The sequence below is a fragment of the Tateyamaria sp. LSS28 genome, assembly GCF_059611725.1.
Genome location: NZ_JCAPFI010000012.1, coordinates 54017 through 73238, shown reverse-complemented (window position 1 = coordinate 73238; position 19222 = coordinate 54017). Strand labels below are relative to the sequence as shown.

33 protein-coding genes are annotated in these 19222 nt (G+C 57.8%); 24 read left to right on the top strand and 9 right to left on the bottom strand.

What is annotated here, in order from left to right:
* The 5 genes from AC53L6_RS23670 to AC53L6_RS23650 form a co-directional block, all read left to right on the top strand.
* The coding region (locus AC53L6_RS23670) for an EF-Tu C-terminal domain-related protein (protein WP_496908510.1) at nucleotides 1-96 on the top strand (96 nt) is incomplete at its 5' end.
* A 154-nt stretch (nucleotides 97-250) separates the two neighbouring features.
* Nucleotides 251-565 (top strand): 30S ribosomal protein S10, encoded by a 315-nt coding sequence (gene rpsJ, locus AC53L6_RS23665; protein ID WP_108838874.1) that lies wholly within the window; start codon nucleotides 251-253, stop codon nucleotides 563-565.
* Between the two features lie 13 nt (nucleotides 566-578).
* Nucleotides 579-1307: a 50S ribosomal protein L3 gene (gene rplC, locus AC53L6_RS23660; RefSeq protein WP_189371478.1), complete on the top strand. Its 729-nt coding sequence runs from the start codon at nucleotides 579-581 to the stop codon at nucleotides 1305-1307.
* A complete protein-coding gene (rplD, locus tag AC53L6_RS23655) occupies nucleotides 1304-1921 on the top strand; it encodes a 50S ribosomal protein L4 (protein WP_299210793.1) in 618 nt (205 codons plus the stop codon). Before rplC ends, rplD begins: the two co-directional genes overlap by 4 nt.
* Nucleotides 1918-2214, top strand: a complete 297-nt coding sequence (locus AC53L6_RS23650) for a 50S ribosomal protein L23 (protein WP_299606000.1) — start codon at nucleotides 1918-1920, stop codon at nucleotides 2212-2214. The genes rplD and AC53L6_RS23650 overlap by 4 nt, the downstream gene beginning before the upstream one ends.
* A gap of 287 nt (nucleotides 2215-2501) precedes the next feature.
* On the opposite strand, the gene AC53L6_RS23645 is transcribed toward AC53L6_RS23650, so the two are convergent.
* Nucleotides 2502-2843: a phasin family protein gene (locus tag AC53L6_RS23645; protein WP_299210799.1), complete on the bottom strand. Its 342-nt coding sequence runs from the start codon at nucleotides 2841-2843 to the stop codon at nucleotides 2502-2504.
* Between the two features lie 293 nt (nucleotides 2844-3136).
* Here AC53L6_RS23645 and AC53L6_RS23640 point away from each other — a divergent pair, with 293 nt between their 5' ends.
* Nucleotides 3137-3505, top strand: a complete 369-nt coding sequence (locus AC53L6_RS23640; protein ID WP_299606006.1) for a hypothetical protein — start codon at nucleotides 3137-3139, stop codon at nucleotides 3503-3505.
* A gap of 257 nt (nucleotides 3506-3762) precedes the next feature.
* On the opposite strand, the gene AC53L6_RS23635 is transcribed toward AC53L6_RS23640, so the two are convergent.
* Complete coding sequence (locus tag AC53L6_RS23635) at nucleotides 3763-4518, bottom strand: hypothetical protein (RefSeq protein WP_496909606.1); 756 nt, start codon at nucleotides 4516-4518, stop codon at nucleotides 3763-3765.
* Nucleotides 4519-5129: 611 nt separating this feature from the next.
* Here AC53L6_RS23635 and rplB point away from each other — a divergent pair.
* The 6 genes from rplB to AC53L6_RS23605 all read left to right on the top strand — a co-directional run bounded on the left by rplB (nucleotide 5130) and on the right by AC53L6_RS23605 (nucleotide 8477).
* Nucleotides 5130-5972 (top strand): 50S ribosomal protein L2, encoded by an 843-nt coding sequence (gene rplB, locus AC53L6_RS23630; RefSeq protein ID WP_299210805.1) that lies wholly within the window; start codon nucleotides 5130-5132, stop codon nucleotides 5970-5972.
* A gap of 3 nt (nucleotides 5973-5975) precedes the next feature.
* On the top strand, nucleotides 5976-6254 hold the full coding sequence (gene rpsS, locus AC53L6_RS23625) for a 30S ribosomal protein S19 (RefSeq protein ID WP_025059469.1): 279 nt from the start codon (nucleotides 5976-5978) through the stop codon (nucleotides 6252-6254).
* The gene (gene rplV / locus AC53L6_RS23620) at nucleotides 6251-6631 is read left to right on the top strand and encodes a 50S ribosomal protein L22 (RefSeq protein ID WP_299210808.1); all 381 of its coding nucleotides are present in this window, start codon (nucleotides 6251-6253) and stop codon (nucleotides 6629-6631) included. Before rpsS ends, rplV begins: the two co-directional genes overlap by 4 nt.
* Nucleotides 6631-7338, top strand: coding sequence for a 30S ribosomal protein S3 (gene rpsC, locus AC53L6_RS23615; protein WP_299210811.1), 708 nt, complete (start codon nucleotides 6631-6633; stop codon nucleotides 7336-7338). Before rplV ends, rpsC begins: the two co-directional genes overlap by 1 nt.
* A 12-nt stretch (nucleotides 7339-7350) precedes the next feature.
* Nucleotides 7351-7764 carry a 50S ribosomal protein L16 gene (rplP, locus tag AC53L6_RS23610; RefSeq protein WP_299210814.1) on the top strand — a complete coding sequence of 138 codons (414 nt, stop codon included), beginning with the start codon at nucleotides 7351-7353 and terminating at the stop codon, nucleotides 7762-7764.
* Between the two features lie 146 nt (nucleotides 7765-7910).
* A complete protein-coding gene (locus AC53L6_RS23605) occupies nucleotides 7911-8477 on the top strand; it encodes a hypothetical protein (protein ID WP_496909605.1) in 567 nt (188 codons plus the stop codon).
* Nucleotides 8478-8627: 150 nt separating this feature from the next.
* Here the strand turns inward: AC53L6_RS23605 and AC53L6_RS23600 are convergent, their stop codons facing one another.
* Complete coding sequence (locus AC53L6_RS23600; protein ID WP_496909604.1) at nucleotides 8628-9197, bottom strand: thermonuclease family protein; 570 nt, start codon at nucleotides 9195-9197, stop codon at nucleotides 8628-8630.
* Nucleotides 9198-9883: 686 nt separating this feature from the next.
* Here AC53L6_RS23600 and AC53L6_RS23595 point away from each other — a divergent pair.
* Nucleotides 9884-10072, top strand: a complete 189-nt coding sequence (locus tag AC53L6_RS23595) for a hypothetical protein (RefSeq protein WP_299210822.1) — start codon at nucleotides 9884-9886, stop codon at nucleotides 10070-10072.
* A gap of 200 nt (nucleotides 10073-10272) precedes the next feature.
* On the opposite strand, the gene AC53L6_RS23590 is transcribed toward AC53L6_RS23595, so the two are convergent.
* From AC53L6_RS23590 to AC53L6_RS23575, 4 genes are all read right to left on the bottom strand, one after another.
* On the bottom strand, nucleotides 10273-11130 hold the full coding sequence (locus tag AC53L6_RS23590; RefSeq protein WP_496909603.1) for a delta-class carbonic anhydrase: 858 nt from the start codon (nucleotides 11128-11130) through the stop codon (nucleotides 10273-10275).
* A 102-nt stretch (nucleotides 11131-11232) separates the two neighbouring features.
* Nucleotides 11233-11850: a TIGR02466 family protein gene (locus AC53L6_RS23585; protein WP_496909602.1), complete on the bottom strand. Its 618-nt coding sequence runs from the start codon at nucleotides 11848-11850 to the stop codon at nucleotides 11233-11235.
* A 57-nt stretch (nucleotides 11851-11907) separates the two neighbouring features.
* The gene (locus AC53L6_RS23580; protein WP_496909601.1) at nucleotides 11908-12702 is read right to left on the bottom strand and encodes a hypothetical protein; all 795 of its coding nucleotides are present in this window, start codon (nucleotides 12700-12702) and stop codon (nucleotides 11908-11910) included.
* Nucleotides 12703-12732: 30 nt separating this feature from the next.
* Entirely contained in the window at nucleotides 12733-12999 is a 267-nt protein-coding gene (locus tag AC53L6_RS23575; RefSeq protein ID WP_496909600.1) for a hypothetical protein, read from the bottom strand.
* 217 nt (nucleotides 13000-13216) lie between these two features.
* Here AC53L6_RS23575 and rpmC point away from each other — a divergent pair, with 217 nt between their 5' ends.
* From rpmC to rpmD, 11 genes are all read left to right on the top strand, one after another.
* On the top strand, nucleotides 13217-13417 hold the full coding sequence (gene rpmC, locus AC53L6_RS23570; RefSeq protein WP_076630311.1) for a 50S ribosomal protein L29: 201 nt from the start codon (nucleotides 13217-13219) through the stop codon (nucleotides 13415-13417).
* Nucleotides 13418-13429: 12 nt separating this feature from the next.
* On the top strand, nucleotides 13430-13660 hold the full coding sequence (gene rpsQ, locus AC53L6_RS23565) for a 30S ribosomal protein S17 (protein WP_076628854.1): 231 nt from the start codon (nucleotides 13430-13432) through the stop codon (nucleotides 13658-13660).
* A gap of 81 nt (nucleotides 13661-13741) precedes the next feature.
* Nucleotides 13742-14110: a 50S ribosomal protein L14 gene (gene rplN, locus AC53L6_RS23560; RefSeq protein ID WP_299210834.1), complete on the top strand. Its 369-nt coding sequence runs from the start codon at nucleotides 13742-13744 to the stop codon at nucleotides 14108-14110.
* Nucleotides 14110-14415, top strand: a complete 306-nt coding sequence (gene rplX / locus AC53L6_RS23555; protein WP_496909599.1) for a 50S ribosomal protein L24 — start codon at nucleotides 14110-14112, stop codon at nucleotides 14413-14415. The genes rplN and rplX overlap by 1 nt, the downstream gene beginning before the upstream one ends.
* Nucleotides 14415-14978 (top strand): 50S ribosomal protein L5, encoded by a 564-nt coding sequence (gene rplE / locus AC53L6_RS23550; protein ID WP_299210840.1) that lies wholly within the window; start codon nucleotides 14415-14417, stop codon nucleotides 14976-14978. Before rplX ends, rplE begins: the two co-directional genes overlap by 1 nt.
* Nucleotides 14979-14995: 17 nt before the next feature.
* A complete protein-coding gene (gene rpsN, locus AC53L6_RS23545) occupies nucleotides 14996-15301 on the top strand; it encodes a 30S ribosomal protein S14 (protein WP_299210843.1) in 306 nt (101 codons plus the stop codon).
* Between the two features lie 14 nt (nucleotides 15302-15315).
* Nucleotides 15316-15708 carry a 30S ribosomal protein S8 gene (gene rpsH / locus AC53L6_RS23540; RefSeq protein WP_299606024.1) on the top strand — a complete coding sequence of 131 codons (393 nt, stop codon included), beginning with the start codon at nucleotides 15316-15318 and terminating at the stop codon, nucleotides 15706-15708.
* A gap of 12 nt (nucleotides 15709-15720) precedes the next feature.
* A complete protein-coding gene (gene rplF / locus AC53L6_RS23535; RefSeq protein WP_299606027.1) occupies nucleotides 15721-16254 on the top strand; it encodes a 50S ribosomal protein L6 in 534 nt (177 codons plus the stop codon).
* 11 nt (nucleotides 16255-16265) lie between these two features.
* The gene (gene rplR, locus AC53L6_RS23530) at nucleotides 16266-16625 is read left to right on the top strand and encodes a 50S ribosomal protein L18 (protein ID WP_299210852.1); all 360 of its coding nucleotides are present in this window, start codon (nucleotides 16266-16268) and stop codon (nucleotides 16623-16625) included.
* Nucleotides 16626-16728: 103 nt separating this feature from the next.
* On the top strand, nucleotides 16729-17304 hold the full coding sequence (rpsE, locus tag AC53L6_RS23525; RefSeq protein WP_299210855.1) for a 30S ribosomal protein S5: 576 nt from the start codon (nucleotides 16729-16731) through the stop codon (nucleotides 17302-17304).
* Nucleotides 17305-17309: 5 nt separating this feature from the next.
* Entirely contained in the window at nucleotides 17310-17498 is a 189-nt protein-coding gene (gene rpmD, locus AC53L6_RS23520) for a 50S ribosomal protein L30 (protein ID WP_290557777.1), read from the top strand.
* A 33-nt stretch (nucleotides 17499-17531) separates the two neighbouring features.
* Here the strand turns inward: rpmD and AC53L6_RS23515 are convergent, their stop codons facing one another.
* Together AC53L6_RS23515 and AC53L6_RS23510 are read right to left on the bottom strand one after the other, a co-directional pair.
* On the bottom strand, nucleotides 17532-18194 hold the full coding sequence (locus AC53L6_RS23515; RefSeq protein ID WP_496909598.1) for a hypothetical protein: 663 nt from the start codon (nucleotides 18192-18194) through the stop codon (nucleotides 17532-17534).
* 253 nt (nucleotides 18195-18447) lie between these two features.
* Nucleotides 18448-19194: a vWA domain-containing protein gene (locus tag AC53L6_RS23510; RefSeq protein WP_496909597.1), complete on the bottom strand. Its 747-nt coding sequence runs from the start codon at nucleotides 19192-19194 to the stop codon at nucleotides 18448-18450.
* Nucleotides 19195-19222 lie beyond the last annotated feature (28 nt).

Sequence of the window (19222 nt, the reverse complement as noted above, 5' to 3'; positions counted from 1 at the left end):
ATCGCGCCAATCGCGATGGAGCAGGGCCTGCGCTTCGCGATCCGCGAAGGCGGCCGCACCGTCGGCGCCGGCGTCGTGTCCAAAATCACTGACTAATCGTGCGGTAGGGCGGGGTTTGATCCCGCCATGCCACCCGTGAGGCGGGGTCAGACCCCCGCCCACACAGAAAAACAAGACGCGACGAGGGGTGTCGGTGGTCGATGCTCCTCCTCTCCGTTGGAAGCCCGAGTAAGGGAACACGAAAATGGCCATTCAAAGCCAAAACATTCGCATTCGGCTGAAGGCGTTTGACTATCGTGTGCTGGATGCGTCCACACAGGAAATCGTCAACACCGCCAAACGCACCGGTGCGTCCGTGCGCGGCCCAATCCCGTTGCCGAACAAGATCGAAAAGTTCACTGTTCTGCGCGGTCCGCACGTTGACAAGAAATCCCGTGACCAGTTCGAGATCCGCACGCACAAGCGTCTCCTCGACATCGTTGATCCGACCCCCCAGACCGTGGACGCGCTGATGAAGCTCGACCTTGCCGCTGGTGTGGATGTCGAGATCAAGCTGCAATCGTAAGGAGGGTATGAATATGCGCTCTGGAATTCTCGCAAAGAAAGTCGGCATGACCCGGCTGTTCATGGAAGACGGCAAGCAGATCCCTGTGACCGTTCTTCAACTGGACGGTCTGCAGGTTGTGGGCAACCGGACCTCGGACAAGGACGGCTACACGGCCGTGACCCTTGGTGCCGGCAGCCCCAAAGTAAAGCGCGTCTCGAAGGCGATGCGCGGTCACTTTGCAGCCCAGAAGGTCGAACCCAAGCGAAAGCTCGTTGAGTTTCGCGTCACTGAAGACAACCTGATTGGTGTGGGCGAGGAAATCTCGGCCGAGCATTTCCTGGAAGGTCAGAAGGTCGACGTATCCGGCACATCCATCGGTAAAGGCTTTGCCGGTGCCATGAAACGCCACAACTTCGGTGGTCTGCGCGCCTCGCACGGTGTGTCGATCAGCCACCGTTCGCACGGCTCGACCGGCCAATGTCAGGACCCCGGCAAGGTGTTCAAAGGCAAGAAGATGGCTGGCCACATGGGTGCGGCCCGCGTGACTACTCAGAACCTGGAAGTCGTGAAGACGGACGCAGATCGCGGCCTGATCATGATCAAGGGCGCTGTACCTGGCTCCAAAGGCGGCTGGGTGACGGTCAAGGATGCCGTAAAGAAGAAACTGCCCGATGGCGTGCCGTTTCCGGCTGCGCTGAAATCGGCGGCTGTAACCGAAGCACCGGCGGAAGAAGCACCCGCGGAAGGTGGTGAAGCATGAAACTTGACGTGATCAAACTGGACGGCGGCAAAGCCGGATCTGTCGAGCTGAGCGAGGACCTGTTCGGTCTTGAGCCCCGCGCCGATATTCTGCACCGCATGGTCCGCTGGCAGCGCAACAACGCGCAAGCTGGCACCCACAAGGTCAAGACGCGCTCGGAAACCAGCTACTCGACCAAGAAGATCTATCGCCAGAAGGGCACCGGCGGCGCACGCCATGGTGACCGCAATGCGCCGATCTTCCGCAAGGGTGGTATCTACAAGGGTCCGACGCCGCGTTCGCACGGCCACGACCTGCCCAAGAAGTTCCGCAAGCTTGGTCTCAAGCACGCTCTGTCGGCGAAGGCCAAGGCAGGCGAGCTGGTGATCATCGAGGATGCAGCATCGGCTGGCAAAACCGCCGCTCTGGCCAAGCAGGTCAAGGACCTGGGCTGGAAGCGTGCGCTGGTGATTGACGGGGCTTCGGTAAACGAAGACTTCCTGAAAGCATCGCGCAACATCGAAGGTCTGGATATCCTGCCGACGATGGGTGCAAACGTATATGACATCCTGAAGCGTGACATCCTGGTGATCACGAAAGCGGGTGTCGAAGCACTGGAGGCTCGTTTGAAATGAGTGCCAAGGCAGAACATTACGACGTGATCCGCAAGCCGATCATCACGGAAAAGGCAACCATGACGTCTGAGAACGGCGCGGTGGTCTTTGAAGTGGCGATCGACAGCAACAAGCCCCAGATCAAGGAAGCCGTTGAGGCGCTCTTTGGTGTGAAGGTGAAGGCCGTGAACACGACCATCACCAAGGGTAAGGTCAAGCGTTTCCGTGGCCAGTTGGGCAAGCGGAAGGACGTGAAAAAGGCCTATGTGACGCTGGAAGAAGGCAACACGATCGACGTGTCGACCGGTCTTTAATCGGGGTGGCGGGGAAACCCCCGCCCTACGGAAAAAAATGGGAACCCCGGCTGCGTGAGCGGTCGGGGTTTTTTCGTGTCCCATGGTGAGACAGGACGTGGGTCTCGCGAAATCAATGGGTTACAGGGACGGATTAGGGGAGTGTTAACGGTTTGGGGCTGGACGCAGGCGGCCGAGGACATCTCAGTGATTGACGTCAGGTTGCGCATTGGCCCGGGCGAGACGGGGTGAACCCCGCCCTACGGCGCAGGGGCGCGCGTGGGCCTTGGGCAGGCGGGGGCCTGATCTCAGAGCGGGATGTCGTCATATTTGCGGGAGGTGGGGGAGGCGATGCCTTCGGTCACTTGTGCGGTGGCCTTGGTCATCATTTCGACCATTCGGGTGGCCTGATCCGCGTATTCCTGTGCCGCGTCCCGGCAATAGCTGGATTGCAGTGTCATCAGCTCGGTGGGAGAGGTGCAGGCCATCATGGCGCGTTGCGCGGCAAAGTCCTTTTGCACCCGGTCCATGGCAAAGCGGGTGCATTCGGTTGTGATCTCCATCCACGCTTGGGCCGTGGCCGGGTTGAAGGCCGTCAGGGCGGCGGCCATGGGGGCGGGGCTGATCTTGGGCGGTGTGGATTTGGGCATGGGGTGTCCTTTGCTGCAAGGTATGGGCGCAGTGTAGCGGGTTTGTGGGGGGGCGCATTGATCTGGATCGTTTTGGCGCGACTTGTTGGCCGTGCGAAGAGCTGAGATCACGGCCTCGGGCTTGGTTCGCAAGCCGCCAACCAGGCCCAAGTTAAAGCGGATCACCGGTGGGCGCAGCTGTCCGACTGTGCGCGGCTGGCGTTGGGACGGCGCAAGCACAGCACGCCGATGTGGCTTTTGTTTGCCTGACAGAAGTATATATCGCTCCGGTACAGTTTGGAGATGGTAACACTATGCGGAATGCAGCGCTTGTGCTTGGGATCATTGGTGGATTGATCGCGATGGTCGTCGGCTTTTTCGGCTATGGCTATAGCGAGGTCGTGCGTGCCCACGGTGAGGTCGGTGAGGTGTTTGGCACGTTTGACAATGAACAACTTGTGCGCATCAGCAGCTTTGTCGCGCCATTGCTGGCCATTGCCGGAGGTGCCATGGCGAAGATCAGGGCATTGTGGGGAGGACTGTTTCTGCTGGCTGCAGCCGGATTGATGTATCACGCCTTTGGCTTTGGTGTTTTTACGATGTTCCCGATCGGGTTTTGTGCCGTGGGTGGTTTGCTGGCCATTGCAGCCGGTAAACCGGACGAGGCCAAGGCCCACTTTTGAAGGGCTGCAAAGCTGCGTCCTTTGTTGAAATGTATTGGCGCAGTGTAGCGTGTCTGGGTCCGGTGCAAATTAATCTGGATCGTGTGGGTGGAGGGATTCGGCTTTCGGATAGTTTGGTGCAACGAAGTGACGAGGTGCTAGATCGCGTCAGACAAAGGATACACGTTAACTACACTACAGGCTTGTGACCGATAGCTGGCGAGCTATTACTGCACGGACATATCAAGGGTTTCGACACAGGCAACGCCTAGCGATCTCTAGTTGCTCTCTCTCTGATCAATGAAATTGTGCCGCAAATACGCATCCCTATCGGCCTGAGTTTCTGTGTGCATTCCACCCGTAATAAATAGAAAAAACAGACCTTTGAGTGCAGCGTTGAGATGAATTTGATCGTCTAAGCTAAATGCCGGTATCGCTTCTACACCGTACCTGTTGTCAGTATGGAAGTTTCGAACTCTATCCCGGTAGTAGTCTTCGAAGAACTTCCTACCCGTTCGAGGTACATTCCATAAGTCGTCGATGTAATCTTGAGCATCGGCTGCGCTAGGATTGTTGACCCCTTCGTACTTGAGGCATTGAACTGTAATACAGAATGCAGCGTCCAGAGCTATGTGCGACGCACTTAGGGCAGCATCCTTAAACTGGAAATGCTCGAAAAGCATATCTGACTTAATAAGAGCATGAAGCCCCCGAAGTACGAGGTCATCGTCCGTATCAAGGTCGCTCCAAAGGCATGCGCAATGTTCAATCTGTTTGCTAGTCCATTCGAATAGCCGATACTGTTCAAAGCTCTGAGCAACTAGCCCTGAGTTGCCTCTCATGAAATAGTCGTCAGTGGCTAGCTTGTCTAAGAGTGGTTTTATTAAGTGGGCATCTGAAATGACAGCGTCAGTATCATCAACGTCGATGTCCAAATAAACCGGCAATGGGTATGGGCGAACCGCGCCGTTTTCACCGTTTCCGAGATATAGGGAAGAGAAGAACCGGAGCTCTTGAACAGTCCAATTGTCCAATTCAAATGCAGGTTGATTAGGTTTCAGTCTGCCAAACTCTTCGACCAACTCGTTTCGGGTGCATGAAAACAACATATGTCCTGACCGCAAGAATAGGTCGTCTCCAACCTTAAGGTCGGGAGTCGGATAAGACCCAAGAGCCGCAAATGGTCGGACCCGAATTGACAAGTCAAATACCTTTCTGTGACTTAAGTTCGTCACGTGCTTTGTCGTTGCTTAATTGCCCGGAATCAAGCGCGACGCGCGCCGGGCGCGCGCCTGACCGTCCCGGCGGGCTGGCGCTTTGCTATCCGTGCGCTGCCCGGTAAGATTTGGGGATGTGCTTGGCTGCCATAAAGTGCTTCGTTTGAAGGTTGCTGCGCCAGCCCACGGTCAGGCGCGCGACCGGCTTGGGTTTGGAACGCGTTGTGGACTTGGGAATGGTGGGCAGAATGCCCACCCTACGGGTTGACCCCACACCCTGCCTACCGTAACAGACCCCATCGACACGGCCCCGGATTCGTCCGGGGCTTTGTCATTGCTCGTTTGAGCGTACTACCGGGCACCTTCGGGGGCCTTTAACCATAGGGCGGGGTCAGCCTCGCTCGTTTAGCAAAACGGAAGACAGTAACATGGCACTCAAGTCGTACAAGCCGACGACGCCGGGCCAGCGTGGGCTGGTTCTGATCGACCGTTCGGAGCTGTGGAAGGGGCGCCCCGTCAAGGCGCTGACCGAAGGTCTCACCAAGAATGGTGGCCGCAACAACACCGGACGGATCACGATGCGCCGCAAAGGCGGGGGCGCAAAGCGTCTGTATCGGATCGTCGATTTTCGTCGGAACAAGATGGATGTGGCGGCCACGGTCGAACGCATCGAATATGACCCCAACCGGACCGCGTTCATCGCGCTGGTGAAATACGAAGACGGCGAGCAGGCATATGTCCTTGCTCCGCAGCGTCTGGCCGTCGGGGACAAAATCATCTCGAGCATGAAGGCAGACATCAAGCCCGGCAACACCATGCCGTTCTCGGGTATGCCTATCGGGACAATCGTACACAACATCGAACTGAAGCCCGGCAAGGGTGGTCAGATCGCGCGTGCCGCTGGTACCTATGCCCAGTTCGTGGGCCGCGATGGTGGCTACGCTCAGATCCGCCTGTCCTCGGGCGAGCTGCGTCTGGTCCGCCAGGAGTGTAAGGCCACCGTTGGTGCCGTGTCGAACCCCGACAACAGCAACCAGAACTACGGTAAAGCGGGCCGCATGCGTCACAAGGGCATCCGCCCATCCGTGCGTGGTGTCGTGATGAACCCGATCGATCACCCCCATGGTGGTGGTGAAGGCCGGACCTCGGGTGGTCGTCACCCTGTGTCCCCATGGGGCAAACCGACCAAGGGTGCCCGCACTCGCAACAAGAACAAAGCGTCGCAAAAGCTGATCATCCGCTCGCGTCACGCCAAGAAGAAGGGGCGTTAAGATATGTCTCGTTCAGTCTGGAAAGGCCCGTTTGTCGACAGCTATGTGCTGAAGAAAGCGGAAGCGTCGCGCGAGAGCGGTCGCAACGAAGTCATCAAGATCTGGTCCCGTCGGTCCACCATTCTGCCCCAGTTCGTGGGTCTGACCTTTGGTGTGTACAACGGCCACAAGCATATTCCCGTGAACGTGTCCGAAGAGATGATCGGTCAGAAGTTCGGTGAATATTCGCCCACGCGGACCTATTACGGTCACGCGGCTGACAAGAAGGCGAAACGCAAATGAGCAAGGATAAGAATCCACGCCGCGTTGCGGACAATGAAGCGATGGCGAAGACCCGCATGTTGCGCACGTCTCCGCAGAAGCTGAACCTGGTTGCCCAGATGATCCGTGGCAAGAAAGTCGACAAAGCGTTGACCGATCTGACGTTTTCCAAAAAGCGCATCGCGCAGGACGTCAAGAAGTGCCTGCAATCGGCCATCGCCAATGCTGAAAACAACCACAACCTGGACGTCGACGAGCTGATCGTCGCGGAAGCCTGGGTTGGCAAGAACCTGACCATGAAGCGTGGGCGCCCCCGGGCGCGCGGCCGTTTCGGCAAGATCATGAAGCCGTTCGCTGAAATCACGATCAAAGTGCGTCAAGTCGAGGAGCAAGCCTGATGGGTAACAAAGTCAATCCGATTGGCATGCGCCTGCAGGTGAACCGCACCTGGGACAGCCGCTGGTATGCCGACACCAAGGATTACGGTGATCTTCTGCTGGAAGATCTGAAAATCCGTGAGTTCATCAAGACCGAGTGCAAGCAGGCCGGTGTGGCCCGCGTGATCATCGAGCGTCCACACAAGAAGTGCCGCGTGACGATCCACACAGCACGTCCTGGTGTCATCATCGGCAAGAAAGGTGCGGACATCGAAGGTCTGCGCAAGAAGCTGGCTAAGCTGACCGACAGCGAGCTGCACCTCAACATCGTTGAAGTGCGCAAGCCCGAGCTGGACGCAGCCCTCGTGGGCGAGTCCATCGCGCAGCAGCTGGAACGTCGTGTGTCCTTCCGTCGTGCCATGAAGCGCGCCGTGCAGAACGCCATGCGTATGGGTGCCCTGGGCATCCGCGTGAACGTTGCCGGTCGTCTGGGTGGGGCAGAGATTGCCCGCACCGAGTGGTACCGTGAGGGGCGTGTGCCCCTTCACACCCTGCGTGCCGACATCGATTACGCACATGTCGAGGCCGAAACCGCCTATGGCATCATCGGGATCAAGACCTGGATCTTCAAAGGCGAGATCATGGAACACGACCCCGCTGCGCGTGACCGCAAGGCACAAGAACTCCAGGACGGTCCGGCCCCACGTGGTGCCGGTGGCCGTCGCTAAAGGAGAGTAGAGATGCTTCAACCAAAGCGTACGAAGTTCCGTAAGCAGTTCAAAGGCTCGATCAAGGGCAAGGCAAAGGGCGGGTCCGACCTGAACTTTGGCACCTACGGCCTGAAGGCGCTCCAGCCCGAGCGGGTCACCGCCCGTCAGATCGAAGCTGCACGTCGTGCGATGACGCGTCACATGAAACGTCAGGGCCGGGTCTGGATCCGGATCTTCCCCGACGTGCCAGTGACCGCCAAGCCGATCGAAGTGCGGATGGGTAAAGGTAAGGGCTCGGTCGACCGTTGGGCGGCCAAGGTCAAACCCGGCCGCGTGATGTTCGAGATCGACGGTGTGAATGATGACGTGGCCCGCGAAGCGCTGCGTCTGGCGGCGATGAAGCTGCCAATCAAGACACGCGTTATCGTTCGCGAAGACTGGTAAACCGATTGCGCCCCATCGGGGCGCAATCCGTGCGCGGTGATTGTGCCAATGGCACAATCGTAGCGGCACCCGGTAGAAATCTGAGAGCCCCCGGCACGAGAGTGTCGGGGGTTTTCTTTTTGTGTTCAACGATGTTTTGTCTGGATATGGAACTTCGCCACTGGCATGAGTATTCGCAAAATCTGGAAGCCGGTTTTAAGGATCGTGCAAAGACCAGCATTGGCCTGTTCATCGATAGCTTTCAGTCATCGGACGAAATTGGCCGTTGGGTTCATGCGTATTTGACGCGGCTTCCGTTGGATTGCGACAGGATCCGACACGAGATTTTTGCTGAGCTCGTTTATCCGACACTTGTTCGTTGGCGCAGTGCTGGCAATCCCAGGGGAGCGTTTTGGCTGGGGCGACTGTACCAGAACCTGTTGCACGTGGGCGATCCAGGGACCCATAGAACAGACTTTCTGAAGGAGAGTTTCAGGCTTGCGCCAAAGGACGAAGACATTCGTCGATTTTTGCTGAAGTTCATGTTGGAGGATTTTGACCTGTTGGATCATGAATGGCCCTCAGGGTTGATAGCCACGATTGACAAAAAGAGTGAGCTTCTGGAGGACGTTTGTTTTGCGCGGCGAATTGATTTGGAGGGCGAGTACACCGCGCGTTGGGACGAGCTGGAGAAGCGGATAAGGTCCAACGAAAACTGGTTGTGGCTGGATTGACCTGAGCTTGGGTTGTTCGTTTGAAGCTGCCGATCAAGGCGCTCGTAATTGCTCCGGACGTTTTGTGACGTGGTGGCGGGATGAAGCCCGCTCTACGGTGAGAATTCAGAGCCCAGCGTGAGAGCGTTGGGGTTTTCTTCTTTGGGAGATTTAGCGCCATCTTCCATAGTTGCGTAGTTTTTTGCGGATGCCGTCCGGCTCTAAGTGGCGGTACTTACCTTTAGAAAAATGACCACCGTCCAAAGCCAAACCGGCCTTGATGATTTCCGCACCGATATCTCGGCCATCTGGCAAGTAACATGTGCCAATCAGCCGGTCATAAGACGTGTCTCCGGTCAACTCGACGCGGATATTTTGACCTTTGCAAATCTTGACCATTTCCCACTTTGATTTTTGCCCCCAAGGCTGATCAAGCTCGGGTGCGTCAATACCTGCTAAACGCACCTTGATTTTTTGAACGACAATTGTGTCACCGTCGATGACGTAAGCTTTGCCATTAAGCTGACGAGATGCAGGGATTTCTGGAGGAGGATTATGTTCAACGCCCGATGTTACGCGTATTGGATGAGAAGGTTTCTGTTTGCTTGGTTTCGCTGAAATGTGGGTACGTTTCGTCGGCGCCGGCGTTGAAGGTGTATCATCGACCTGCCCTTGACGATATAATCTAAGTGTAACCCAAAAGAGCACACCTAAAACAGGAATGATCAATAAAACTTCCAAAAAATATTTCCTTCATTAATTAGATGCTGACGCATTTACTGACTGAAACGCAAAATACAAATACATTCAAATCTAAATACGATGTCTACGCCTAACGTGAGCAGAAAGAGAAAAGAGTGCAACAGCGATTGATCCTTATCGTAATCGCTACTGCCTTAATGCCACGTTTGCGCCTTCATCCCAGCGCGGAATCAAGGCCGCCGCGCCATCCATTGCCTGACAGGTGATTTGGCAGCGCCAAATCTGCCGAGAAGGGACAGGCCACCCCCGGGCCTGTCGATTGGGTGATGTCAGCGCTTCGCTTGGATCGAAGATGTTCTTGGCTGCCATAAAGCGTTGCAGAACAGAGGTTGGGTCGACAGACCGTGGCCTGCCGATGGCGGGGCTTGGTGCTGCGACGAATAGAGTTTTTCGCATACATGTCCGAAAACGTGGAAACGACAGCGCATCACTGGGATCGACAGACCGTGGCCGGTCGGTGGCGCAGCTTGGCACAGTGTGGCGGATCATTCCCCCGGCTTCCGCACATGCGCGGCTGAAACTGTCATTTGGTCGGCTCTTAAATCCACCTTCCCCTTGGCGTTCGTCGCATCGCTATGTGAACAGAAAATGTTTCCTCAGTCTGGCGGTAGCTATCCGCCGCGATGCCGTTAAGGTGTTCTCAACCGCATCGAGAGGCTCAGACCATGAAACACGTCCCCAAGCCGACCACCGACGAAGACCTGATCAAAGCGTTCCTCGACAAGGGCGGTGAGGTCAAAAAGGGCAAGACCAAGCCGATGCCGGACGGGCTGGGCCTGTCCAACAATCAGTGGGGCAACAAACTGACGAAAGAGGAAAAGGCGGCCAAGAAGGCAGCCGAGACGCCGAAATAGGGCGCTTACCGGATTCAGCCTTGCCCACGGGCGCATTCCGGTTCGCCGATTACTTCCATCCAAGGTTCGCCGGTACGGATCGTTTTTCTCAGCAACGTGCGGCCGTGCTGCCAGCATGGACCGCACGCACATTGCAGGACAGGTTATCCCAAAACCGCGCTACAGAAAGTAAGGCGGACCTGTGGTCCGCCATCCCAACCTTAACTGTCGATGTTCGAGATCAGGTCCGGGTTGATCACCAGATTGCGCACGCCGTGCCCTTTGCGCTCATCAAAGATATTGTCCGCAAACCATGCCGCGATGCTGCCGATATGAACCTTTTGCACTCGGGGTCGGACGCTCCAGGACACCTGGATGGGCGAGCCTTTCTCGTTGTAGCTGGGGCCGGTGGTTGACCCGGCATAGGTGATGGGCGTGCCGGTATCGGAGGGGATGTTCAGCGCCTGATGGTAGCCGTCCACCATCCCAACTGCGGTCAGTTCCACGAAATCGGCAGCGTTTTCGTCATTCACCAGCACGAAGACCTGCGTTTCCACGCGCAGCTGCGGGTTGATGATGGCCTCGCTCAGGCAGGAGGCGAGAGTGGGGCCGGGCTCAACCAGTGCTGTGGTGTGAACGTAGTGGACTTCGATCGTGTCGCCGGGTTCGAGCGCGCCGTTCTTGCCCGCTGGGCCGACGAGATAATCGACTGGGGCCAGTTCAGCCTCGGTCAGTTTGCCGTCATAGGCAAAGCCGGTGTTGTAGCCCTTGCCATCGCCGTTGCCGATATAGGTGGTGAATTCACCGCCCGAATGCTCGGCCCCTTCGTGGAAGTGGATGTTGCACAGGTTCATTTCGGTATAGGTGGGCGCGGTCTCGAATGTGCGGGCATTGTCGCCGGTCAGCGTATTGAGATCGCGCGGTGCCTGTGGGCCGTATCCCTTGCCCGCAGTCTCGGCTGCCAAGGCCTCGCGTTGGGCGGCGATCACGTCATCGCTGACGGGGCCGCCCTCTGCGAGAAGCAGCGAGGGTGAAACGAGCAGGGCGGTCGTTGACAGGGCAAAGCGCGATAGGGGCATAAAGGTCGTCCTCCGAAATCAAAGTACTGTTTTCAGAGAATATGTTCGACCTTGGGTTGTGGCCAGTCTGGTTCGCGGACTTGGGCTGACAGTTTCGTGATCCTATTCCCAGCCGTAGTTGAAGCTGACCGACACGCGTTCGTCCTCGGCCATATTCATGGGCACTTCATGGCGCAGCCAGCTTTCCCAGAGCAGCACATCGCCTACGGACGGTTTGGCGTAGTGGAATTGGGCCAGATCCTCTGGCGCTTCTTTTGTGCGTCCTGGCGATGCCATCATCATTGGCAGGCGCGGGTCTTCGAGTTTCAGCGCGCTCGTGCCGTCGGGCATCACCACGTAGGTGGTGCCGGAGATGACCGAGTGGGGGTGGATGTGGCCGGTGTGGATGCCGCCCTCGGGCAGGATGTTGATCCAGATGCTGTCGAGCTTCAGCGCCTTGTCGCCCAGATCGAAGGCCAGTTCCTTGGCGAACGCCGCGACGTGTGCGTCGAGCGCCTTGACCAGATCGGCGAAGATCGGGAAGCGCCAGGGCAGGTCGTCCAGCGAGGCATAGGAGGTGTAGCCGGGATAGCCTTCGGCCTCACACCAGTCGTGGCCTGCCTCGTCATCCTCGGCGATGGCGTAGCAGTGTTGTTCCAGCTCGTCCGGGTCGACCTTGGGGTCAAATTCGGAGAGGGGCGCGTGATAGAGGCGGGTGGCGAAGAGGGATGTGATTTTCATGTCGGCTCAATATCGCGGAACGCACCATTGAGCCAGTGCGAGATCGCGTGGCATCGACTACGCAATCGGTGTCAAGGCTGGCACTTGATCCCCCACAAACTCCACATCATTCCACGTGACATCGGTCGCACCGGAAAGCGTCACAGTGATTTCTTCGGTTTGCTGATCCGCGGTTCCATAGACAAGGATCAATTGCGTGTCCGTTGTGCCGGAACGGTTCACTACTTCCTCCAGGCGTGCCTCGGCCAACGTGCTGCTATCGGTAACCGCATCTGCATCAATTGAAAGGGTGTCCACACCGTTCTCAAAGTCTTCGATCCTGAACAATCCCAAACGAGAGTTGCTACCTTGTGGAAACCCATTTTGATCGACATTTTCGACGACCATACTGCTACCTGTGGCTATCGTTTCATGTGTGCGGATCACAAACGTATCTTCGCCTTCGCCGCCTGAAGCGACGATATCGCCGGCTAAGCCTGGGTCTTCGCTCGAAACTGCGCGAACGCTTGTCATCACGATTGTATCGTTACCGGCGCCTCCATGACCCACTTCGATAAAGCCCGTGGTACTGCTGCTCGGTCCGTTCACATAAATCAGGTCGTCTCCATCGCCTCCGTAAAGATTCAAGTTGTCACTGGCGCTTGAATTGTATGGTGCGGTTCCGGGCGGTCCCGATTGAAGCGTGTCATTGCCTTCGCCGCCATAGGCATTCATCACGTCACCGTCAGATGTGATGTCGATCAGATCATCGCCTGCATCACCAAAAACGTTAGAACCTGCACCGCGCACAGTGATCGTGTCGTTACCATCACCTCCATGAACTGATGAACTGTCGAGGTTCAAGTCGATCAAGTCGTCTCCAGCACCAGTAGAAACCGAGGCTTAGAATGCATCAAACGCGAGGGTTCCAGATCCTAGGATCATGTCGTCACCTGCGCCGGTTTCGAGTGATACGTCATTCGCGCCACCCGTAATGGACACTGTATCGTTGCCGTCTGTACCGGTGAACGAACCGCTTGTGGAGATATCGAGTTCCGTCCCTTCAACCTCGTCATCCGCTGGCTCGGTCGTGTCATCGCCTTCATCATTGCTGAAGACCACGAGCGCGCCTGCCATTCCGAACAGGGCCAACAGCGCCAGAGCACCCATACCATTTCCCTTCTAGTTTTTAGTGTACGGTATGAGGTGACGCCAAATAGTGTCAATTAGGTGCAGAGCCGTGTGGCTATGCAGTGTTGCGAAAGTGTCAAAACCCCCTTGCCATAAGCGCATTGCCCCCATATACGGCCCCTCTATTCACCCACTCCACGGGAATCGGTGTCACGTCTTTGGCGGCACCCTCGTGATGTTGAAAAGGAAAATGGCGATGAACGCCCAGGAACTTCGGGATAAAACCCCGGACCAGCTGCGTGATGAGCTGGCAAATCTGAAGAAAGAAGCCTTTAACCTGCGTTTCCAGCAGGCCACAGGTCAGCTTGAGAACCCGGCGCGTCTGCGCTCGGTCCGTCGCGATGCTGCACGCGTCAAGACGATCCTCAACGAACAAGCCGCCAAAGCGGCCGAATAAGGAGAGCACGAAATGCCTAAGCGTATCCTGTCTGGCGTCGTGACCTCCGACGCAAACGCACAAACAGTCACCGTGTCCGTCGAGCGCCGCTTTACGCACCCGGTTTTGAAAAAGACCATTCGTAAGTCCAAGAAGTACCGGGCGCACGATGAACAGAATGCCTTCAAGGTCGGTGACACCGTTCGCATCATTGAATGCGCGCCGAAATCGAAGACAAAACGCTGGGAAGTGCTGGAGGCGTAAGCCCCCGGCATTTTGCCGCATTAATCGAAACCCTGGGGATCAGGCGAACGCATCAGCCCCCCAAAGGTCGGGAGACACCAAATGATCCAGATGCAGACAAACCTGGATGTTGCTGACAACAGCGGCGCGCGCCGCGTTCAGTGCATCAAGGTTCTGGGTGGTTCCAAGCGTAAATACGCATCCGTCGGCGACGTCATTGTCGTGTCGGTCAAGGAAGCCATCCCACGTGGTCGCGTAAAGAAAGGTGACGTCCGCAAGGCCGTCGTCGTACGCACCGCCAAAGAAGTGCGTCGTGAAGATGGCACCGCCATCCGCTTCGACCGCAACGCAGCTGTTATTCTGAATAACAACAACGAGCCCGTCGGCACCCGTATCTTTGGGCCCGTCGTTCGTGAGCTGCGCGGCAAGAACTTCATGAAAATCATCTCGCTGGCTCCGGAGGTGCTCTGATGGCTGCGAAACTGAAAAAAGGCGACAAGGTCGTCGTGCTTGCGGGCAAGGACAAGGGCAAGGAAGGCACAATTTCTTCCGTGAACCCATCTGCCAACAAAGCAGTCGTTGACGGTGTGAACATCGCGATCCGCGCCACACGTCAAAGCCAGGAAAGCCAAGGCGGCCGCATCCCCAAAGCGATGCCCATCGACCTGAGCAATCTGGCCCTGCTGGACGCGAACGGCAAAGCCACCCGCGTTGGTTTCAAAATGGACGGCGACAAGAAAGTGCGCTTTGCCAAGACAACAGGGGACGTGATCTGATGCTTGACACAGCAAACTACACCCCGCGCCTGAAGGCCCAGTTCAAGGACAGCATCCGCGCTGCCATGAAAGAGGAATTCGGCTACAAGAACGACATGCAGATCCCGCGTCTGGACAAGATCGTTCTGAACATCGGTTGCGGTGCTGAAGCTGTCCGTGACAGCAAGAAAGCCAAATCGGCACAGGAAGACCTGACCGCCATCGCCGGTCAAAAGGCATTGACCACGAAAGCCAAGAAATCCATCGCGGGTTTCCGGGTGCGTGAGGACATGCCCTTGGGTGCCAAAGTCACCCTGCGCGGCGACCGCATGTATGAATTCCTGGACCGTCTGGTCACCATCGCGCTGCCCCGCGTCCGCGACTTCCGCGGCGTCTCCGGTAGCTCCTTTGATGGCCGTGGCAACTATGCCATGGGCATGAAAGAGCACATCGTCTTCCCCGAGATCGACTTCGACAAGGTCGACGAGACCTGGGGGATGGACATCGTGATCACCACGACTGCCGAAACCGATGCCGAGGCAAAATCCTTGCTGAAGCATTTCAACATGCCCTTCAACTCGTAAGCGCAGAGGAAAAAGATATGGCTAAAAAATCCATGATCGCGCGCGAAGTGAAGCGCGAGAAGCTGGTGAAAAAGTACGCCGCAAAGCGTGCCGAGCTCAAAGCAATCATCAGCGACGAAACCAAACCGATGGAAGAGCGTTTCCGCGCCTCGCTGAAGCTGGCAAAACTGCCCCGCAACAGCTCGGCCACGCGTCTTCACAACCGCTGCCAGCTGACCGGTCGTCCGCATGCGTATTATCGCAAGCTGAAGATCAGCCGGATCGCGCTGCGGGACCTTGGCTCGCAAGGCCAGATCCCCGGCATGGTGAAATCGAGCTGGTAAGGGAGAGATAAGTTATGAACGATCCTATCGGCGATATGCTCACCCGCATCCGTAACAGCCAAATGCGTGGCAAATCCGTGGTTGAGACGCCTGCGTCCAAACTGCGTGTGCGCGTTCTGGAAGTGCTGGCGGACGAGGGTTACATCCGTGGCTTCGAAGAAACCACCGGTGCCAACGGCCACCCGGCCATCGAAATCAGCCTCAAGTACTATGAAGGCGAGCCTGTGATCCGCGAGCTTAAGCGCGTGTCCAAGCCCGGCCGTCGTGTGTACATGGGTGTGGGCGACATCCCGCAGGTCCGTCAGGGTCTGGGTGTGTCGATTGTCTCCACCTCCAAGGGCGTGATGTCGGATGCAAACGCACGTAGCCAGAATGTTGGCGGCGAAGTGCTTTGCACGATCTTCTAAGGAGAACAGCAGATGTCTCGTATTGGTAAAAAACCGGTCGATCTGCCCTCGGGTGTATCCGCATCCGTCTCCGGTCAGACGATCGAAGTGAAAGGCCCCAAGGGGACCCGCAGCTTCACCGCCACCGACGACGTGACCCTCAATGTTGAGGACAACGTTGTTACCATCGTGCCCCGCGGCAAGTCCAAGCGCGCGCGCCAGCAGTGGGGCATGTCCCGCACGCAGGTGCAGAACTGCGTGACCGGCGTGACCGAAGGGTTCAAGAAAGAGCTGGAGATCCAAGGTGTGGGTTACCGGGCGCAGATGCAGGGCAACACCCTGAAACTGAACCTTGGCCTGTCCCACGATGTGGATTTCGTAGCACCCGAGGGTGTCACAGTGACCGCGCCCAAGCAGACCGAGATTGTTGTCGAAGGTATCGACCAGCAGCAGGTCGGCGAAGTGGCCGCGAAAATCCGCGAGTGGCGCAAGCCCGAGCCCTACAAGGGCAAAGGCATCCGCTACAAGGGCGAGTTCATCTTCCGCAAGGAAGGCAAGAAGAAGTAAGGACCAGACAGATGGCAAACAGCAAACGGACCCTGTTCCTCAAGCGCCGCCTGCGCGTCCGGAACAAACTTCGCAAGGTCAACGCCGGGCGTCCCCGCCTGAGCGTGCACCGTTCCAACAAGAACATCAGCGTGCAGCTGATCGACGATGTGAACGGCGTGACCCTGGCCTCGGCTTCGACCCTGGAAAAGGATCTGGGCGTCGTCGGCAAGAACAACGTGGAAGCCGCCACCAAGGTGGGCACCGCGATTGCCGAGCGCGCGAAGAAAGCTGGCGTGGACGAAGCATATTTCGACCGCGGTGGTTTCCTCTTTCATGGCAAGGTGAAGGCTCTGGCCGACGCTGCGCGTGAAGGCGGTCTGAAGATCTAAGACCCTGAGAGGGGCGGCGACGCCCCTCCGATGATCCGGGGGCCATTCCGGCCCACCAGGATTGAGTAAACTGGCGCAAGCCACCAATTCAAAGGATGTTCTGATGGCAGAACGTGATAACCGCCGGGGCAACCGTCGCGACCGCGACGAGGCACCGGAATTTGCAGATCGCCTGGTTGCGATCAACCGTGTGTCGAAAACCGTGAAGGGTGGTAAGCGCTTTGGTTTCGCCGCACTCGTCGTTGTTGGCGACCAGAAGGGCCGCGTCGGCTTCGGCAAAGGTAAAGCGAAAGAGGTCCCCGAGGCCATTCGCAAAGCCACCGAGCAAGCCAAGCGTCAGATGATCCGCGTGCAACTGCGCGAAGGTCGGACGCTGCACCACGACATGGAAGGTCGCCACGGCGCCGGCAAGGTCGTCATGCGCACCGCCCCTGAGGGTACTGGTATCATCGCCGGTGGTCCGATGCGTGCCGTGTTTGAAATGCTGGGTGTGAAGGACGTTGTGTCCAAATCCATCGGCTCGCAGAACCCTTACAACATGATCCGCGCCACGATGGACGGCCTGCGCAAAGAGCAGTCGCCCCGTGGTGTTGCGCAGCGTCGTGGCAAGAAAGTCTCGGACATCCTGCCCAAGCGCGATGAAGCACCCGCTGCCGAAGCGGCAACCGAGGAGGCCTGAGATCCATGGCTAAGACAATCGTCGTCAAGCAGATCGGCTCCCCCATCCGTCGTCCCGCGAAACAACGCGCGACCCTGATCGGCTTGGGCTTGAACAAGATGCACAAAACCCGCGAGCTGGAAGACACACCTTCCGTGCGCGGTATGATCAACTCGATCCCTCACATGGTCGAGATCATCGAAGAGAAGGGCTAAACGCCCCGGACGGATCGCAAGATCCTACTGAACTTAGACGCCGCGCAGGACCTGCGCGGCGTTTTTCGTATGGCGTGGGACAAAGATTGGTGCACGCGCCTGATGGGCACGCCCCAGCAGGATGGCGGCGACAATGGCCCCGTTCAGGACCCAAAGGTACAGCGGATAGGCTAGCAGCACCCAGTCCAGACCACCCACGGCGACGATGGCGAGTGTGGCCGCAACAAAGGACGCCGACCACGTGGTTAGTGTTTCGGTCTCGGGGGTGCGAAAGGCCTTGGTCACCGTGATGGCCCCGCCCATCATCGAAATCGTGATCGTGATGGCCAGCGCGTAGACGGCTGTTTCGGTCAGCGCCCAGGCCAGCACGCCCACGGCGGCTGCGGCCAGCACGCAAGCATCTGAGCGGTTCAGGAAGCCGCCGGTTCCGTGCTTGAGCGACAGAAGGAAGATCAGGACCGTGCCGCCTACCTGTATGGCTGCGAACCAAAGCGATGCGCTGGCCCCCTCGTAGATCTGGGACGCCAGCGCGATGCTGCCCAAAACAGACCAAATCATCCACGACGCGCGTTGCGGCCGTGTCCGACCCGACAGTGTGTCGAAGACATAGGGCAGATAGGCATAGGTGCTGAGCAATGCGGATGCGATCCCGATCAGCCATAGCAGGTTGGGATCCTGAAAGATGACGTCAAACAATACCGTAGGTGTCCTGAAATGCGCGCCCGGTTTGACCGGGCGCGGCTCCTTAAAAAATAAATTGCGGATGCCGATAATGTGGTTCGGCTGAAGTGTTATGGGGGGAGTAGGCCCGACCCGCGCGTTTCACGCCAGTCCGGTTTTCCATACCTTCCCGTTTGGGTGGAGTAGGCGCAGGGACGTGCGATTTACTGGAAAGGCATCACCCCTTTTGGGTCCGTCCTCGAAGGGCAGGCCGACAGTCAGTGTTGGTTCATGTCTGACGGCGTGGGGCGGTTGATGTTTCGAAGGCACTGAACGGAGGGATCGGTGCCGGAGGGACGGACCCGATCAACGCACAGCCCAATGTTGCGCGCAGTGCGTCCGCCAACTCGTCCACTGTATCTGTTGAGACATAGAGCCCGCCCGTCCGATCGGCGAGGCATTTGGCGACCGTGTTGCCTGCGCCCACGTCCACCTGCTCGGGGTTGTCCCAGCTGAAGAAATCCACAACGACCTGAAACCCGATGACATGCACGGTCAGGTCCGTTGCCTCTTGGGCGAGCGCGGTGCCCAGGGCGCAGGGGCGCCCGCCGCAGGTTTCGTTGCCATCCGTGACCAACACGACGATACCCGACCGGTTGCGGTGATCGAGCGCATCGGCGGCGGCCCGAACGGACGCGGCCAGAGCTGTCAGCCCTTTGGGTTGCAGGGTGTCGATCTGATCCACAATGGCGGCTGCCGCATCGGCCCGTGGACCAAAGCGCAGGTCGATATTGGCGCAACTGTCGGCACTTGCACCGGGCCCGTAGGTCAGCAGACCAACCCGGCGAAACGGTGTGATGTCGGGCAGGGTATCCCGCAGCGCCGTGCGGGCATCCACGATCCGCGTCTTGCGTGAGACATCGAAGCTGAGTTCGTCCATCGACGCCGAGCCGTCAAACACCAGCATCGCGTCCCGTGCGCATCCCGTCGCGGACAGCATCGTGGGCAGGGTGGCCGCAAGTGCAGTGGCCACCATCAGGGGACGGAGGGCAATCATCGACGGC